Here is a 17385-nt window from a genome sequence, read left to right on the forward strand (position 1 = left end):
ACGATTGTGCATTGCATTCTTTTTGGTTTTGTATTTTTACCCATCACATGGGCTGGGCGCAGCGATGTCAAGCCTCGCGCATCAGCGCGACGCGAACTGCTGCTCGACAAAAGCCGTGACAAATCGCGGCATGGACGGCGTGAGATCACTCATCCCGCGCACGAGATGGATAGCCGACAGCTCTGGCTCGGCCTCGGCCGCAAGATTGGCTTCGATCCGCGCACGCGCCACATCACCCGGCATGTCCAGGTTGATAATTTGCAGCATCGCAATCGTTGGGCCAGTGACGACGCAATGCCAGTCGGGCTCGATCCGATAGTCGGCCGCGGTCAGGCCGGTCTCTTCCTCGAGTTCGCGGATCACACTGCCGGGAATGTCCAGCGTGTCACCCCTGACGTCGCCGAGATCGGGCGTGCCCGACGGGAAATAGATCCGGCCTGCATTGGCGGTGTGCTGCGCCATCTCGCCCATGACGAAGGCGCCGTCGGAGGTGAGCAGCGCGCCCATGCCAAAGCCGTTGAACACGGCCTTGTCGGGAAAGCCCCAGTCGCGCCAGGCGAGGAAGCTCGCGAAATCCGTCTCGAAATAGGTCGTAGAGAGATGGCCGTCGGCGAACATTGCATCGCGCCCGAGCAGGACGCCACCGTTCCAGAGTTTTGGTCGCTCGCGCTGCTTCTCGGCGAAATGCGCCGCGATCTCGTCACGCCGCTCCTCCGCGAACGGCCAGACGATCGGCCGCACGGCAAGATCAAGCGTCGTGACGCGATGGATGATCGGTGACGTCATGACGCCTGGTTACCGAGACTTCGCGTCAGTTATTTGGCGCTCCCCGTGGTCTTCTTGGCCTGCTCGACATACTTGTTGGTGAAGGTCTTGCTGACGTCGATCTTGGCGCTCGCGACCTCGGGCGATCCGACGCTGAACACCGCGAGCACGGCGTCAGCGCCCTTCGGATCCATCTTGCCGGTCTCGGAGTACATCGGAATCGTGTTCTTGAGTGCCGCGAGATAGAGGTCCTTGTTCTTGCCCACCGTCTCCTCCGGCATCTTCGCCATGATCTCCTCGGGCGAGTGCGAGTGGATCCAGGCGAGCGTGCCCAGGATCGCGTTGGTGAGCGCCTGCGTCTCCTTCTCGTGGCCGGCGACCCAGGCCGCGGTCGAGTACAGCGCGCCGCCCGGATATTCGCCGCCGAACGTCTCGAGCGTATCCTTTTGCGTGCGGGTGTCCGAGAGGATGCGCAGATCCTTGTGGCTGCCCTGGAGCACGGTCACGGACGGATCGAGCATCACGGCCGCGTCGATCTGGCCCTGCTCCATGGCGACGACCGCTGTGGCACCGAGGCCGACGCCGATCACGGCGGTGCTGGCGGGATCGACCCCGTTCTTCTTCAGCATATACTTCAGGAAGAAGTCAGTGGAGGAGCCGGGCGCGCTGACGCCGACCTTCTTGCCGGCAAGATCCTTAATCGACTTGATCTCGTTCGTGTGCGACGGCGAAACCACCAGCACAAGACCGGGATAGCGGTCATAGACGACGAACGCCTGAAGCTCCTGCTTCTTGGCCGCGAGGTTGACGCAATGGTCGAAATAGCCGGAGACCACGTCGGCGCTGCCGCCGAGCACGGCCTTGAGCGCGTCCGAGCCGCCCTTGAGGTCCACGAGCTCGACATTGAGACCGGCCTTGTCGTATTCGCCGAGCTGTCTTGCCAGCACCGTCGGCAAATAGCACAGGCACGAGCCGCCGCCGATCGCGATGGTGACCTTGCTTTGCGCCGCGGCAAGACCGGTGGTGAGCGTCAGCGCGAGCAGCGCGCCCGCGAGCCTGGCTATCGTGTTCTTCATTGGTTTCCTCCGTTCGGCTGGCGGCACCATAGAGCAGCGGGGCTGGCTTGAGAAGCAGGACCGAAGGCGCTGGCCATCGGCCTTTCGGCGCAATAGCATGAGCCCACAAGAACAATTCTTGATGGGGAGGATCATCCATGAATCGCCTTGCAATCGGACTGTCGATCGCCACCGCTTTTGCCGCCGGGTGCGGCGCAACCCACCTGCTGCGGCCGGCGCTGGCTGCGGAAAACATCACTCCGCAGATCATCCACACCGGCGAGATGGAGGGCGACGCGCTCGGAAACGCCAACGCCGTCGGCTTCCGTTCCAAGATGTTCGCGAGTGCCGACGGCGCCACCATCTCGATCCAGGTCGGCAATGTGCCCAAGCACATGCATCCCAACACCAACGAGATCCAGTACATTCTGGAGGGCACCGGCACGATCTGGTTCGGCGACAAGGAAGTCACGGTGAAGCCGGGCGACCTCGTCATCATCCCGAAGGGGACGCCGCATGGCGGCACCAAACCGATCAGCGGACAGGTCAAGGCGATCGCGATCAAGACGCCGCCGCAGGCGCCCGACGACACCAAGTTGCTGGATTGAACTTTCGCGATCCGGGCTCGCGCGACGCGCGGGCCCCTTTCGGCCTAGCCGCGCCCGTCCACGGTCGGCCGCCAGACCAGCAGCCTCCGCTCCACCAATGTCACCCCAAAGTCGATCAGGATGACGAAGGCCGACAGCACGAACATGCCGGCGAACACCCCGGCGACGTCGAAGATGCCTTCAGCCTGCTGGATGAGATAGCCGAGCCCCGCCGCCGATCCAAGATATTCGCCGACGACCGCACCGACCACGGCAAAGCCCACCGACGTGTGCAGCGAGGAGAACATCCACGACAGCGCCGAGGGCCAATAGACGTGCTGCATCAGCTGCCGCTCGCTCATGCCGAGCATGCGGCCGTTATCGAGCACGGTACGGCTGACCTCCTTGACGCCCTGATAGACGTTGAAGAACACGATGAAGAACACCAACGTCACGCCGAGCGCGACCTTGGACCAGATGCCCAGCCCAAGCCACAGCGCGAAGATCGGCGCCAGCACCACCCGCGGCAGAGCGTTGACCATCTTGACGTAGGGATCGAACACCGCGGCGACCAGCGGCTGGCGCGCGAACCAGAAGCCGATCAGCACGCCGCCGGCCGATCCGATCACGAAGGCCAGGATCGATTCCGTCAGCGTGATGCCGAGATGCTTCCAGATCACACCGGACGAGAACCATTTGACGATCTGGGCGAAGACATCGACCGGGTTGGAAAAGAAGAACGGCGGCAGCAGGATCTTGCCGAACACGGGCACGGTCGACAGCAATTGCCACAGCGCGAGGCAGACCACCGCGACCAGGACTTGCAGCGCAAGGAGAGTGACGCGCGACATCACACCGCCTCCGCCGCTTGCGTCGACTGCGCATAGCCCTTCATGACCTCGTCCTTGAGCACGCTCCAGATCTCGCTATGAAGCGCATGGAACTCCTTATCCAGCCGCACTTCAAAAATGTCGCGCGGGCGCGGCAGGCTCACGCGCCAGTCGCCGATGATGCGGGAGGATGGCCCCGCCGACATGATCACGACGCGGTCGGCGAGCGCGATCGCCTCTTCCAGATCATGGGTGACGAACAGCACGGCCTTGCGGTCCGCATTCCAGAGGTCGAGCAGCAGGTTGCCCATCACCTGCCGGGTCTGTGCATCCAGCGGCCCGAACGGCTCGTCCATCAGCAGGATCTTTGGATCGCGGATCAGCACCTGCGCCAGCGCCACGCGCTTGCGCTGGCCGCCCGAGAGCATATGCGGATAGCGGTTGGCGAAGGCGCCCAAACCGACCGAGGTCAGCCACTTTTGCGCCCGCGGCAGCGCCTCGCTGCGCGGCGTGCCGCTGACTTCGAGCCCGATCGCGACATTGTCGAGCGCGGTCTTCCAGGGGAACAGCGCATCGGCCTGGAACAGATAGCCGGCATCCCGGTTCAGCCCGGCGAGCGGCTGGTCGAATATTTTGACGCTCCCGGCAGCCGGCTTGAGCAGCCCGGCCGCGACGTTGAGCAGGGTCGATTTCCCGCAGCCGGTCGGCCCGACGATGGCGACGAACTCGCCCTCTCCGACGGTCAGATGCGCCTTCTCCACCGCCGTATAGACCCGCCCGTCCCCTAGCTGGAACGCGACCTTGGCGTCGTCCAGCGCCACTGCCGTAGGCGTTATCATGTGTTCCCTCCGAACTTGGCCCGATGCCTTAGCCGCTCGCGCGGCCAAGTTCAATCAAGCCGCCAAGCGTGCTACGCATGGGCGTTGTCATCCCCTCCCTCCTCCAATCCTTGGGGCGGGTCAGCGCAGTGAGGCCCGCCCGATGCCGTCCAGGCCGATGATCGGCTATGCCCATGTCACCAAGAGCTTCGGCGCGCTCAAGGCCGTGGACGATGTGTCACTCGACGTTGCCGAAGGCGAGTTTGTGGCCGTCGTGGGCGGCTCGGGGTCGGGCAAGACGACGCTGCTGCGGCTGGCCAACCGCCTGATCGAGGCGGATGACGGCACGATCACGGTCGAGGGCGACGACGTGCAATCGGTCGATCCGGTCGCGCTGCGGCGTCGCATCGGCTATGTCTTCCAGAGCGGCGGGCTATTCCCGCATCTGAGCGTCGCCGACAATATCGGGATCACGCCAAAACTGCTCGGCGTCCCGGCGGCGGATATCGCGACGCGGGTTGATGAGTTGCTCGAGCTCGTGCAACTCGACCGGGCCGCGCATCGCGAGCGGCTGCCGGATGCGCTCTCGGGCGGCCAGCGCCAGCGTGTCGGTGTGGCGCGCGCGCTTGCGGCACGGCCCCGCATCGTGCTGATGGACGAGCCCTTCGGCGCGCTCGATCCTCTCACCCGCGATGCGCTCGGCGACGATTTTCGCGGGCTGCACCGCAAGCTCGGCCTGACCACCGTGATGATCACCCACGACATGACGGAAGCGATTCTCCTCGCCGACCGCATCGCGGTGATGCGCAGCGGGAAGCTGCTGGCGCAGGGCACGCCAGTGGAGCTCTCGAAAAGCAGCGACGCCTACGTGCTGGAGCTGCTGCGGACGCCACGACGCCAGGTCGAGCGATTGAACGCGCTGCTGCTACAGAGCGGGGCGGCATGAGCCTTTTCACCGATCCGCGCTGGGGCGAGGCGCTGGGGCATTTGCCCGACTATCTCGGCAACCACGTCCGGGTGAGTCTCGCTGCACTTGCGCTCGGCCTGATCGTCAGCCTGCCGCTGGCGATCCTGACGCGCAACCGCCCCACCCCGCGCGCCGTCCTGCTCGCGCTCGCCAGTATCGTGCAGACGGTGCCCGGGCTGGCGCTGCTCGCGCTGTTCTATCCGCTGCTGCTGCTCGCGGCCTCCGTGGCGCTGGCCTGGTTCGGCGTCTCCTTCTCCGCTTTCGGCTTCCTGCCGGCGATGCTGGCGCTGGCGCTCTATTCGATGCTGCCAGTGCTGCGCAATGGCATCACCGGCCTCAACGGCATCGATCCCGCGCTGATCGAGGCTGCCAAAGGCGTCGGAATGACCGCACGGCAGTCGCTCGTGATGGTCGAACTGCCGCTGGCCCTCCCCGTGATGATGGCTGGCATCCGTACCGCCGCAGTGTGGGTGATCGGCACCGCGACGCTGTCGACCCCGATCGGGCAGACCAGCCTCGGCAATTATATCTTTGCCGGGCTCCAGACCCAGAACTGGGTGTTCGTGCTGTTCGGCTGCTTTGCCTCGGCCCTGCTGGCGCTCGCCGTCGATCAACTGCTCGGCCTGATCGAGAGCGGCCTGCGCCGGCGCAGCCGCGTGCGTACCGCGCTTGGCGCGGCCGGGATCGCGGCACTGGTCGCCGCAACATTGGTGCCGACGATGGGGCGCTCGTCGCAAAGCTATGTCGTGGGCGCCAAGACGTTCGCCGAGCAGTACGTGCTGTCGGCGTTGATGCGGGACCGGCTGCAGGCGGTCGGTCTTTCCGCCGTCGCACGATCCGGTCTCGGCTCGAGCGTGATCTTCGAGGCATTGAAGGCCGGTGATATCGATCTCTATGTCGATTATTCCGGCACGCTCTGGGCCAATCAGCTTCACCGCACGGACATCAAGCCGCGCGCGGAGCTGTTGGTTGAGCTGCAGACGACACTTGCGAAGGAGAACATCACCCTGCTCGGTGAGCTCGGTTTCGAGAATGCCTATGCGCTGGTGATCCCGAAGAAGCGGGCGGAGGCGCTTGGCATCCGCACCATCGCCGACCTCGCCGCGCATGCTTCGACGCTGTCGATCGCCGGCGACTATGAGTTCTTCTCGCGACCCGAATGGGCGGCGCTGCAGAAGGCCTATGGCCTCTCGTTCCGCGCCCAGCGCCAGATGCAGCCAGACTTCATGTATGCGGCGGTCGCCAGCGGCGAAGTCGATGTCATCGCGGGCTACACCAGCGACGGGCTGATCGCAAAATACGATCTCGTTGCTCTCGACGATCCCAGGCACGCGATCCCGCCCTACGATGCCATCCTGCTGCTGGCCCCGAAGCGCGCCGGGGACGAGCGGCTGCAGGCTGCGCTGAAGCCGCTGCTCGGCAAGATCGACATCGCGACCATGCGCGAAGCCAACTTACGCGCCGCCGGAAATGACGCGAATTCGTCTCCGGATGCGGTGGCCAAATGGCTGTGGGAGAAGGTGGGTGGGCGGTAAGCCGCGCCATTCATTCGACGACGTTGGAGGACGCTACAACCCGCGGATCATCCCCGCATCGATCAGCAGCCGGTTCAGCCGGCTCGCTTCGGCACCGTCTTTGCAGCCGTAGAAGATGCCCTTGCAGCGGAGCATGATCTCCTTCTGCTCGGCGAAGGACGGATCGAGCGGGATGCCGGCGGCTTCCTGGATGACCAGCGGCAGATACGGACCATCGACCGTGTCCATCACGGCCTCGCTCTTCACCGGGTCGAAATTGACGGCGTCGATCGCGTAGTAGGTCGCGTAGAGGCGGGGGTCGTAGGCGTCGAGCTTTTTGCCGATTGCACCCTCGTCGAGCCCGGGCTCGAGGATAGCAGGCGCAAACTCGGGCTGATGATCGCCATAGCGCACGATCAGGAAAGGCTCGCCGGGAAAATTCTTCTTCAAGCCCGCGAGGAAGGCCTTGTACTGCTCGGCGCTCATCGCCTGCCGGCGCAGATATTCGTCGATGGACGGCACATTGCCCGGTGCGCGCCAGTTCGGCAGCAGATCCGGGCGGAAGCGCGTCTCCCAGGGGAAATGATTGGCGCCGAGGTAAATGAAGGTAAACAGCGGCTTGTTCGGCGTCCGCTCGCCCATCAGCCGGAGCGCCTTGTCGTAGAAGAAGCTATCCGGCTCGACATCCTTGGCGCCGAGATCCTTGGAGTCGAGGAAGCGTTCGACGCCGGTCGTCATCTGAAAACTGCGCGCGGCCATGAAGCCGCCATAGGCGGGGTAGAGCGACATCGTATCGTAGCCGCAGCGGCGCAGCGCCAGCGGCAGGCCGCGCTCGACACGGCCTGTCGCGATGCGCGTCACGAAATAGGCGAAGCGGCCGAACGAACGCGACGACAACCCCGCGAGCACATTGTATTCGGTGAACCAGCTCGGCCCGCCATTGCTCTCGGCCAGAAAGGTGCGCTCCTTGCCGTCCCAGGATTTGAAATGGCTGCCGTAGCCAGCCGGCACCTTGATGCCCTGCGCGGCGCGGATGTCGAAGCTCGATTCATCATGGACCATGATGATGTTCGGCCGCCGGCCGGCGGGATGGCAGGCATCGACCAGCGGCATGTTGAGCCGTTCGTTGGTCGAAGCGGCCGACTCCATAAAGCCGTATTGCGCGAAGTCGGAGACCGCGCTGACGCCGGAGCGGAAGAACTTCGAGAGATAGCCGTCGTCGTAATAGCCGCGCCAGGCCTCGTCCGGATGATAGAGCGAATAGCCGACCAGCGCGGCGAGGCAGGCGAGCTTGCAGGCGAGCGCCGGCAGCCTGCGGATGCGGAATGGGTCGAGCCACCACAGCGCATACATCAGCGGCAGCGTGACGAGGCCGGCCCCGATCACCGACCAGCGCAAATTCGGGAAGATCGTGAACAGGAACGCGACCGTGTCGCGGTCGATCATCATCAGGTCGATGAAGTTGACCGTCATCTGCACGACGTCGTGCTTCAGCCGTGACAGCAGCACCAGCACCACGACCATGGTCAGCGACAGCGCACCCGAGAGCGCCGGACGCCGCAGCAGCATGATCCAGAAGAAGTTGAGGATGCCCCAGGCCAGCACGAAGGAGAGCCGTGCACCGAAATCCGTCTCGGTCTCGTACATCAGGACGAGCGCGGCGAGATGCGGCGCCGCAACCGCGAGCAGCCGCCAGATGCCGAGCGCGGCGACGCTCGCCAATACGGCGGTCGTGGCAGAAGGACCTGGATTGGGCGCGGACGCCATTGACGACACGCAACTGCTGGTCCGGCACGGTGATGCCGAGCCGGCTGACCGGGCCTGCGGCGTTCGGCGCAGCCGGAAGGCCTGCACCGTGTCATAAAACTGTAATTGAACGGTCACGGACAAGCAACGCGTGTCGCGGTCCGACCTTCGCTTAATGTTAGCGATGGGCGAATGGGCCGCATGGGCCAGCCACGCTTAAGCTTTGGCGATGCCCGCGATGAAGAGGTCGATGACCCTCTCCGCCATCCGCTCGATCTCGCCTCCTCCGGGTCGGCGGCGGGTGCCTGTTCCAGCGCCACCTCGATCTCGGCCCGAAAGCGCGGCTGCGCCTCCTCGGCCGCCGCTGACATGGACGCGTCGCGGTTGGGGAAGTGCCGGAATGGTGCCCCCCGGCGAAACCGCGGCCCGACGTGCGGCACAGGCGGGCTGAACGTCGGTCAGCCCTGCGGCAGCAGCCCGAGCCGCTTGGCGATGATGCGGTCGACCACACGTTTGGGCAGCGTGGCCGTCATCAAATGTCGCATCCGGTCCGGCGTGATCTGGTAGCGAACCTTGGGCCTCTCGGCGGTGAGCGCCTCGAAAACGACCTCGGCGATCCGCTCGGCCGGCAGCCCGGTCTCGCCGAGCTTCATCATGAACGCCCTGACCTTGTTCAGCGCCGGCAGATAAGGCGAGTTCTGGTAGACTGAGAGATCGATCTGCTCGGCCTTACTCCAGATCGGCGTCTTCACCGCGCCGGGGGCGACGATGATGACGTCGATGCCGAACAGCATCAACTCGCGGCGCAAGCTCTCCGACAGGCCTTCGATGGCGTGCTTGGAGGTACTGTAAGGCGCCGACAACGGATTGCCGTTCTTGCCCGCGACCGAGCTGATCATCACGATCCGTCCTTTCGGCCCCTTCAGCGACGGATCGGCGCCGAGCAGCGGCCCAAAGGCCTGCGTCGCGATGACCGGGCCAATGACGTTGATCTCCATCTGCCGGCGGAAGTCGTCGACCGACAATTCGAGCACTGGCCCCGCCACCGCGACGCCGGCGTTGTTGACGAGACCGGCCAGCGTCTCACCGCCCAGAGCCTCGCGGACTTTTCGCGCAGCGGCGAGGACCGCCGCCTCGTCGGTGACGTCGAACAGCAGCGGCGTGAAGTTAGCACCGAATTCACCCATGAGCCGATCCGCATCGGCCTGCTTGCGGACACTACCGAAAACACGATAGCCGCGCCCGACCAGAAATTTCGCAATGGCCCAGCCGATGCCGGTGGACGCGCCGGTGATGACGACGGATCGCATGGTCTTCCCCCAAGAGCTCCCGCATCATGCAGGGGAAAGGTGCTGGGGCGCAATGCCGTTAGTGGACAGGACCCGGGCCGGCACGCTCACGGAGCCTGTAGAACTGGAGTGCAGCCTTCGCCGTATTTGGACTCAACCGAAGGAAGCTCGCGAAGCACTGCTCCAATCGCTCTCGGCTCTCGTGAGCCTCACCGGGGTAAAGCGTCAGGATTGCCTTCGTCGTGTCCCAGGACAGACCGATCGCCTTCGCGAGGATGAGAATCTGCTCGGGCTGCGAACGGACCACCGCACGCTCAATCGCTCCGATCGGCAGGTCGCTCATGAGCGATAGCGCGACGGCCGTCTTGTCCAAGCTTCGCTCGCCGATGAAGCCGAGTACGCGTGCCTCGTCCAGTTGCCCACTCGAATACAGGGACGTCACCTCGGCCAACGCCCGGGCGTGCTCGCTGGAGCCTGCCCGCGCCATCGCTTGCAGCTCATCGGAGCCCTCCGCAATTGCACGCCGGGTCAGAGCTGCCTGGCGGGGATCGGCTGCCTCCAGCTTGGATCTCACCATCTCAGATGCATGGACGAACAACTTCAACATGGTCTCACGAGGAATATCGGGCCGAGCCCAGATGCACATCGCGAGCGCGCCGTTGTCCCGCGCCCGGCTGAGGAGCTTGGACATTCCGTTAGTCGAGAAGCTGGCGCCGTCGTTGCCGGCGGTCCGCATGGCGACATCGTTGTTGCCGCGCTCGAGGAGGGCATCGGTGACGGGTTCCGTCAACAGGCTGCGGCCGGCGATAGCCAGCAGATGATCCTGGCTCTTGGTCCGCGCATTCTCCGCCAAGCTCGCCTCGTCGAGCTGTGGTGAGTGCTCCAGGACCGGCGCCGCCACCTCGGGCGCGTCGTCAAAGGCCAGCAAGCGGATCGTCCGACGCGGCGCATCGGGCAATCCTGAAAGCCGGCTCCCGAACGCCGCTCGCGCGGCGCATTCGATATTCTTGAGGAGCGCGCTCATCACCTCGTCGAACAGGTCGATCTGCTCGTCGGTGAACTTGCCTGAGCCGACCACGAAGAGATCGGCGACCTGGCGCAGGAGTTCGGCGCGCTTCGACAGCTCCCGGCTCGCCAGTGCGATCTCGAGCCGGTCGATCAGACCGTTCTCCAGAGTCATCTCTCGTGTCCTGGCGGTTGAGTTGCATGTATTTCGACGGAGGTCATGGGATCACGCGACGTTTCGCGCCTGTAACGGTGAATCGAAACAGATTTCGGAATTCGGCACGGGCCGTCCGATCAGATAGCCCTGTACGTAGTCCACTCCTGCCGCAAGGAGGGCGTCCAACTGCGCTGGGGTCTCGACGCCCTTGGCCACCGTCGTGACATCAAGTCCGCGCCCCAATGCCACAGCGGAGGCGACGACCGCGGCGCAATCCCTTCGCGTCGTGCAGCCCTGCACGATCGCCCGGTCGATCTTGAACTTGTCGAATGGGAAACTCTGGAGGTAGCTGGCCGCGGAATAGCCTAGCCCGGAATTGTCGAGGACGACGCCGACACCGAGGTTCTTCAGTTGTCGGACCGCAAGCAAGTGAGCCGCAGGATTCCCGCCCAAGAGCGCAGCGTCGGGAATTTCGAGTTCGAGGCGTTCGGGCGATAATCCCGATTCAACCAGCGCGCACAGCACGACGTCGAGCACATTACTCCTGTGGAACTGGGCGGCACCCATGTTGACGGCGACTCTGATGTGCGCCGGCCAAGCGGCCGCGTCCAGGCAGGCCTGTTGCAAGATCCATTCACCGAGCGGCAGCATCAATCCAGCCTGCTCGGCGACATCGAGGAACTGCGAAGGCGCCAGCACGCCCCTCGATGGATGGTGCCATCGCACGAAGCATTCCAGCCCGGTCAGCGCGCGCGTTCCGGCCTCGATCACCGGCTGGTAGTGCAGCTCGAACTCGTCGCGGGCCATCGCCTCCCGCAACTCGCCCTCCATCGACTTCTGTGTGTCGGCAGCCACGGTCATTTCCGGCTGGAAGATTCGGAAATCATTCCGGCCTGAGGATTTCGTCGCGTAGAGCGCGACGTCCGCCTTCTGTAGTAATATCTCCGCGTCGATGCCGTGCTCGGGCGCGAACGCGATGCCAATGCTGGTACCGACGCTGACACGGTTGCTGCCAAGATCGAACGGTTGCTCGACCAGACGAATGATCTTCAGCGCCAGCGCGATGGCACCTTCTCTCTGATCGCTTTCGTTCTCCTGGATGATCGCAAATTCGTCGCCACCGAGGCGGGCCAGCACATCGGTATCTCGCAGTGATGAGCTCAGTCGCTGCGCGACCTCGATCAGCAGCTGATCGCCTGCGGCGTGACCGAGCGTATCGTTGACGAGCTTGAACCTGTCGAGATCGAGCATCAGCACGGTAAACGTCGTGCCACGACGCTGCGACCGCCTTGCCGCTTCATCGAGCTTTTCCGCAAACACGGCGCGGTTCGCCAAGCCGGTGAGCAGATCGTGCTGGGCCAGATATGCGATCCGCTTCTCGTTTCTCGCCCGATCGGTGATGTCCTCGTGGGTCGTGAGCCAACCGCCGTACTGCATCATGTGGCGAGCAATCGCGATCACCCGTCCGTCCGCAAGCTCCCGCGTCTCACTGAGCTGCTTGACGTTCTGATCGAGATAGACCTCCGGCGCGACATCGACGAAATGCGTGCCTTGCTCGCGGCGATATTCGAGAATTTGCGCCAGTGTGGTTCCGCGCCTTATCCGATCGGGGTCAATATGGTAAATGTCGCAATAGCGCGCGTTCGACACCACGATCCTCTGCTCCGCATCGAACATGCAAAGCCCCTGAGCCATGTTGTTGAGGGCGGCATCAAAGCGCATGTTGATCGCCTCGAGTTCAGCGGCCTTCTGCGCCAACATTCTCTCGGCGCTCTTTTGCTCGGTGACGTCTTCGTGCGTCGCGACCCAGCCGCCATCCGGCAACGGCTTGCGCTGGATCAGTATCTGCCGGTGGTCTCTCAGCTCGTAGTCCTGCTGGCGCTGGGTCGGCATCAGCCGGACATGCTGGTCGACGCTGAGCGGACTGGATTCGCCGCGATCCACGTAGTGCTGCAATATGAGTTGCAGGGGCGTACCGGGCCTGACGAGTTCGTCGGGCAGACCGTACATCTGCTGATAGCGACTATTCGATACCACGAGGTTTTTGTCTGCATCGAACAGGCAGAGCCCTTGGGACATGTTGCTGATGGCGACGTCGAAACGCGTGTTGATGCGTTTTAGCTCGGCAGCATTTTCCGCCAGCAAGGTCTCGTCGCGCCGCTTCTCGGTGATGTCCTCATGGGTCGCGACCCAGCCACCATCCTGCATCGGCGTACGCACGATCGAGATGATCCGGCCATCGGCGAGCATGACGATCTTCGGAGTCCGGTGTCTTGCGCCGTCGAGGAATTCCTTGACGTCGAGATCACCCCCGGCGCTCTTGTAGTGGCCGACGATGCTGCCGAGCGGCGTTCCAGGTTCGACCTGCGCCTCAGTGAGATCATACATCTCACGATAGCGGCTGTTGGCGATCAGCAGCTTCTCATCGGCGTCGAACATGCTGAGCCCATGCGGCATGTTGCTCAACGCCGCGTCGAAACGGGAACTCGCGGCCGCGAGTGCGTTTGTTTGCCGTCGCAGCAGCAAGGTTCCGATCAGGATGATGGTGACGATCGCGGCAGCCGGCGGGCCGAAGGTGTAGAGATGCCGATACCACGGCTGCAGCACGTAATCACGCGAATAGGTCACGACCAGAACCAGCGGCAGCCCGGATACGGCCTTGTAGGCCGCAATGCGGTTGATGCCGTCGACGGGACTCGTCAGTTCGTATGAGCCCGCTTCCGAGACTGGCAGATACTGGGTAAACATCGGGCCGCCAGCAACAGACATGCCCAGCACATCTTTCTGTTCCGGCACGCGCGCCAGGATCCGTCCGTTGCGATGGATCAACACGACGGAGCCGCCCGGGCCCAGATTGATCTTGCGATAGATCTTCAACAGATAGGATTGATCCAATGGCGCGGTCACGACGCCCGCAAAGCTCCCATCCGAATTGTTCAACCGGCGCGACGCCGCACTGAACCATTTATCACCGCCTGCCGACCGATAGGGCGGCGCAACGAACAACTCGGTGCCAGCGCCATCGCGTTGCGCGATGAAGTGCGGCATTTCGGAGATGTTGCCGCGCGGCGGCGCACGGTCGTAGGAGTGCGCAACGACGGCTCCGGATGCGTCGGTCCAACCAACCGCGACCAAGATCGACGAGCTCTTGACCAGTTGACGGAGCGCGGTGTTGGCCGCGCCGGCGTCGGCGTATTTTCCGGACAAGGAATCGTTGCGGATTGCCTGCGCCTCGAGCAGGACACGATCGATGTCTTCGAACATCACTGCGGCATGCTCGGCCAGGATGGCCGAAAGATTGAGAGCATCGGTTTTCGCAGAGGCGACCGCTTCTCGATAGCGAGCAGCCAGATCAACCAGAAACAGGGTGACGACAACGAAAGAAAACAGCAGCCCCAGGATCGTGACGGACGATCCCGGCGACCCGGCCAGCCTTCGCCAAGCTCTCAGCATTACATTTCTGTGGTTCGAGCGATCAGCTTCCACCATCGCCCGGTCGCACTAAGATTTGGTTGAGTTGGCTATCGCTAATTCACTCCGTAATCGTACGGAACTACGGCAGTAACTGTGTCGCAATGTTCGAAAAAGCTTAGAAAAACGCACCATACTACCGTGTAAAACCGGTTTCAGCAGGGCGCCTCGCGTGCGCGGTGAGCTAAGATCATTAGCGAGATCGCGCGGAGGCGGGACGGCGTCTCGCCACGTCATTCCAAGGCCGGCGTCCGCGCAAGCGCGGGAAACCGGCGAAGATGGACGGAGGCCCGGGGGCGCTCCGTCGCGCCCCCGGTAACCACGTCGTTGCCGTTAGTTCTTGCTCTTGTCGACCAGAGCGCCCTTCTTGATCCAGGGCATCATGTCGCGCAGCTTGGCGCCGACTTCCTCGATCGGGTGTTCGGCGAGCTTGGCGCGGGTCGCCTTGAACGAGGTCTGGTTGACCTTGTTCTCGAGCATCCAGTCGCGGGCGAACTTGCCGGACTGGATGTCGTTCAGAACCCGCTTCATCTCCTTCTTGGTCTCGTCGGTGACAATGCGCGGACCGGTGACGTACTCGCCGTACTCCGCGGTGTTGGAGATCGAGTAGTTCATGTTGGCGATGCCGCCTTCATAGATCAGGTCGACGATCAGCTTCACTTCGTGCAGGCACTCGAAATAGGCCATCTCCGGGGCGTAGCCGGCTTCGACCAGCGTCTCGTAACCGCCCTTGATCAGCTCGACCAGGCCGCCGCAGAGCACAACCTGTTCGCCGAACAGGTCGGTCTCGCACTCTTCCTTGAAGGTGGTCTCGATGATTCCGGCACGGCCGCCGCCGACGGCAGAGGCGTAGGACAGGCCGAGGTCGTGGGCGTTACCCGAGACGTCCTTGGCGATCGCGATCAGGCAGGGCACGCCGCCGCCGCGCTGATACTCCGAGCGCACGGTGTGGCCGGGGCCCTTCGGCGCGATCATGAGAACGTCGAGATCGGCGCGCGGGTCGAGCAGGTTGAAGTGGACGTTGAGACCGTGCGCGAAGACGAGGGCGGCGCCCTTCTTCATGTTGTCATGCAGGTGCTCGCGGTAAATGTCGCCCTGAAGCTCGTCCGGGGTCAGCATCATGACGAGGTCGGCCCATTTGGCGGCCTCGGCGACTTCCATCACCTTGAAGCCGGCAGCTTCCGCCTTCTTGGCCGAGGCCGAACCCTTGCGGAGCGCGATCGCCACGTCCTTGACGCCGGAATCCTTCAGGTTCAGCGCATGGGCGTGGCCCTGGCTGCCATAGCCGACGATGACGACCTTCTTGCCCTTGATCAGGTTCAGGTCGGCGTCGCGATCGTAATAAACACGCATGGTCGTTTCCTCGTTCAGGGGCCGAAATCGGCCGTTGGTCGGGTCTTGTCAGTCAGGTCTCGGACGGTGAAATTTGCGGATTTCGGGGGCTGTCTAGAGCATTTTCGGCCCCCTGGGAAACCCGTTTCTGCATGGAAAGTCGGGGCATCATGCATCCATGACCACGGGATAGAGGGACGCCAGTAGCAGGATGGCCATCAGGATGTTGAAGGCGCGGACCAGCCGCACGGAGGTCAGGACCGGCCGCAATGCGGTGCCGAAGAAGACCCAGGCTACCGTCGAGACCGTGCCCACGAGCAGGCTGATCAAGGTCTGGATCGCGATGTTGAGCGGGAATTGGGCGATAGCCGCATAGGCGGTGATGGTGCCGATCACGATCACCCAGCCTTTTGCGTTGATCCATTGGAACATGGCGGCGCCCAGGAAGGTCATCGGACCCCGGCCGTCTCCCTCGCCCGGCTTCGCCGGACCCGATAAAGCGATCACGGCGGAGAGGTAGACCAGGTAGGCGGCACCGGCATATTTTAGAATGGTCTGCAGGATCGGATAAGCCAGGAACACTGTGCCGAGCCCGAAGCCGACCGCTGCAATCATGAAGGCGAAGCCGATGACGACGCCGGCGATGTGGGGAATCGTGCGACGGAAGCCATAAGTCAGCCCCGAGGACAGCAACATGATGTTGTTCGGCCCAGGCGTGAAATACATCACGGCCATGAAGGCGAGGAAGGCATACAGCAGCGACTGGGACATGCTCACCTCACGCGGCCTTCGGCTGTGGTTCTTTGGAGACCGCCTCGGGGCGCTTCGCCAGCACCATCACCGCGATACCGCTGATCACGGTGAGCATGCCGGCGAGGCGCAGCGGACCGAACCGTTCGCCGAACACGATGCTGGACGCAGCCGAGCCGACGAACGGCACCAGCAGCGCGAACGGCACCACCTGCGCAGGGGGATAGTCACGCAGCAGCCGGCCCCATAGCCAATAGGCGATGCTGGTGGAGATGCCGCCGATCAACAGCATGCAAATGAGGCCGGTGAGCGACATGTGGATCAGTGACTGCCAGGTCGGCGACGGTCCATTGACGACCAGCGTGAGCGCGAACAGCGGCACCGCGGTGGCGAGGCACAACCAGGCGAACAGATCGAACATCGGCACGCCGCGAGCGCCCCTCAGCAGGATATTACCGAGCGCAAAGCTGACCGGAGCGATCATCAGCACGGCGAAGGCACCGACGCTGAAATCATAGCCGACCGTGCCGCAGATCATCAAAAGCCCGACGGCTGCGATGACGATGCCCAGCGTCTGAACCGGCGTCGGCCGCTCGCCGAATGCGATCGCGGCAAAGCCGACCGTGAACAGCGCCTGGCTCTGCACGACGACGGAAGTCAATCCGACTGGCACGCCATGGGCGATGCCATAGGCCTGGCTCAGAAACTGGCCGAGAAAGAGCGTAAAGCTGATCGCGATCAGGAGCGACCAGGCGACTTTCGGCTTGCGAATGAACAGGCACGGGACCGCGGCAATGGTGAAGCGCATCGCCGTCATCAGCTCCGGCGAAAATTCGTCGAGCGCGATCCGGCTCGCCACAAAGGCAAGCCCCCAGATGATCGCCACCAGGATGGCGATGAGGATGTCGGCCGGCTTCATTCCAAACTCCTAACCTCTCCCGCTTGCGGGAGAGGTCGCGCCGAAGGCGCGGGTGAGGGTTCTCTCCTCATGGGGATTCTCGATTGCGGAGACACCCTCTCCCCAGCCCTCCCCCGCAAGCGGGGGAGGGAGCGCAGCTACATCGTAGTTGCAGTTTGCTCTCACAGCTTTAGCCTTGCT

14 protein-coding genes are annotated in these 17385 nt (G+C 63.6%); 3 read left to right on the forward strand and 11 right to left on the reverse strand.

The genetic code is table 11. The annotated features are described in order from the left end of the window. Positions 1-81 precede the first annotated feature (81 nt). Positions 82-786, reverse strand: coding sequence for an NUDIX hydrolase (locus tag ABIB90_RS20145; protein WP_354170638.1), 705 nt, complete (start codon positions 784-786; stop codon positions 82-84). 29 nt (positions 787-815) lie between these two features. After that, positions 816-1841, reverse strand: a complete 1026-nt coding sequence (locus ABIB90_RS20150; protein WP_354170636.1) for an ABC transporter substrate-binding protein — start codon at positions 1839-1841, stop codon at positions 816-818. Between the two features lie 137 nt (positions 1842-1978). On the opposite strand from ABIB90_RS20150, the gene ABIB90_RS20155 reads away from it, so the two are divergent. Next, on the forward strand, positions 1979-2428 hold the full coding sequence (locus tag ABIB90_RS20155) for a cupin domain-containing protein (RefSeq protein WP_247288096.1): 450 nt from the start codon (positions 1979-1981) through the stop codon (positions 2426-2428). A 44-nt stretch (positions 2429-2472) separates the two neighbouring features. On the opposite strand, the gene ABIB90_RS20160 is transcribed toward ABIB90_RS20155, so the two are convergent. Both ABIB90_RS20160 and ABIB90_RS20165 read right to left on the reverse strand, forming a co-directional pair. Next, positions 2473-3258 (reverse strand): ABC transporter permease, encoded by a 786-nt coding sequence (locus ABIB90_RS20160; RefSeq protein ID WP_007601005.1) that lies wholly within the window; start codon positions 3256-3258, stop codon positions 2473-2475. Continuing rightward, positions 3258-4076 carry an ABC transporter ATP-binding protein gene (locus ABIB90_RS20165; RefSeq protein ID WP_354201275.1) on the reverse strand — a complete coding sequence of 273 codons (819 nt, stop codon included), beginning with the start codon at positions 4074-4076 and terminating at the stop codon, positions 3258-3260. Before ABIB90_RS20165 ends, ABIB90_RS20160 begins: the two co-directional genes overlap by 1 nt. Before the next feature lie 142 nt (positions 4077-4218). Between ABIB90_RS20165 and ABIB90_RS20170 the strand changes: the two genes are divergently transcribed. Further along, a complete protein-coding gene (locus tag ABIB90_RS20170; protein ID WP_354201276.1) occupies positions 4219-5001 on the forward strand; it encodes an ATP-binding cassette domain-containing protein in 783 nt (260 codons plus the stop codon). Next, on the forward strand, positions 4998-6557 hold the full coding sequence (locus tag ABIB90_RS20175; RefSeq protein WP_354201277.1) for a glycine betaine ABC transporter substrate-binding protein: 1560 nt from the start codon (positions 4998-5000) through the stop codon (positions 6555-6557). The genes ABIB90_RS20170 and ABIB90_RS20175 overlap by 4 nt, the downstream gene beginning before the upstream one ends. Before the next feature lie 33 nt (positions 6558-6590). Here the strand turns inward: ABIB90_RS20175 and ABIB90_RS20180 are convergent, their stop codons facing one another. From ABIB90_RS20180 to ABIB90_RS20210, 7 genes are all read right to left on the reverse strand, one after another. Beyond that, positions 6591-8303, reverse strand: a complete 1713-nt coding sequence (locus ABIB90_RS20180) for a sulfatase-like hydrolase/transferase (protein WP_219683477.1) — start codon at positions 8301-8303, stop codon at positions 6591-6593. Between the two features lie 437 nt (positions 8304-8740). Then, positions 8741-9592, reverse strand: a complete 852-nt coding sequence (locus tag ABIB90_RS20185) for an SDR family oxidoreductase (RefSeq protein WP_007600995.1) — start codon at positions 9590-9592, stop codon at positions 8741-8743. Between the two features lie 58 nt (positions 9593-9650). After that, a complete protein-coding gene (locus tag ABIB90_RS20190; protein ID WP_354170627.1) occupies positions 9651-10751 on the reverse strand; it encodes a DUF2336 domain-containing protein in 1101 nt (366 codons plus the stop codon). A 51-nt stretch (positions 10752-10802) separates the two neighbouring features. Beyond that, on the reverse strand, positions 10803-14186 hold the full coding sequence (locus ABIB90_RS20195) for a bifunctional diguanylate cyclase/phosphodiesterase (RefSeq protein WP_354170625.1): 3384 nt from the start codon (positions 14184-14186) through the stop codon (positions 10803-10805). Positions 14187-14537: 351 nt separating this feature from the next. Next, on the reverse strand, positions 14538-15557 hold the full coding sequence (gene ilvC / locus ABIB90_RS20200) for a ketol-acid reductoisomerase (RefSeq protein ID WP_007600992.1): 1020 nt from the start codon (positions 15555-15557) through the stop codon (positions 14538-14540). 147 nt (positions 15558-15704) lie between these two features. Continuing rightward, positions 15705-16307 (reverse strand): LysE family translocator, encoded by a 603-nt coding sequence (locus ABIB90_RS20205; RefSeq protein WP_354170623.1) that lies wholly within the window; start codon positions 16305-16307, stop codon positions 15705-15707. Between the two features lie 7 nt (positions 16308-16314). After that, positions 16315-17205, reverse strand: a complete 891-nt coding sequence (locus ABIB90_RS20210; protein ID WP_354201278.1) for an EamA family transporter — start codon at positions 17203-17205, stop codon at positions 16315-16317. Between the last annotated feature and the right edge of the window lie 180 nt (positions 17206-17385).

Source organism: Bradyrhizobium sp. JR4.1 (genome assembly GCF_040548605.1).
In the GTDB taxonomy this organism is placed as follows: domain Bacteria; phylum Pseudomonadota; class Alphaproteobacteria; order Rhizobiales; family Xanthobacteraceae; genus Bradyrhizobium; species Bradyrhizobium canariense.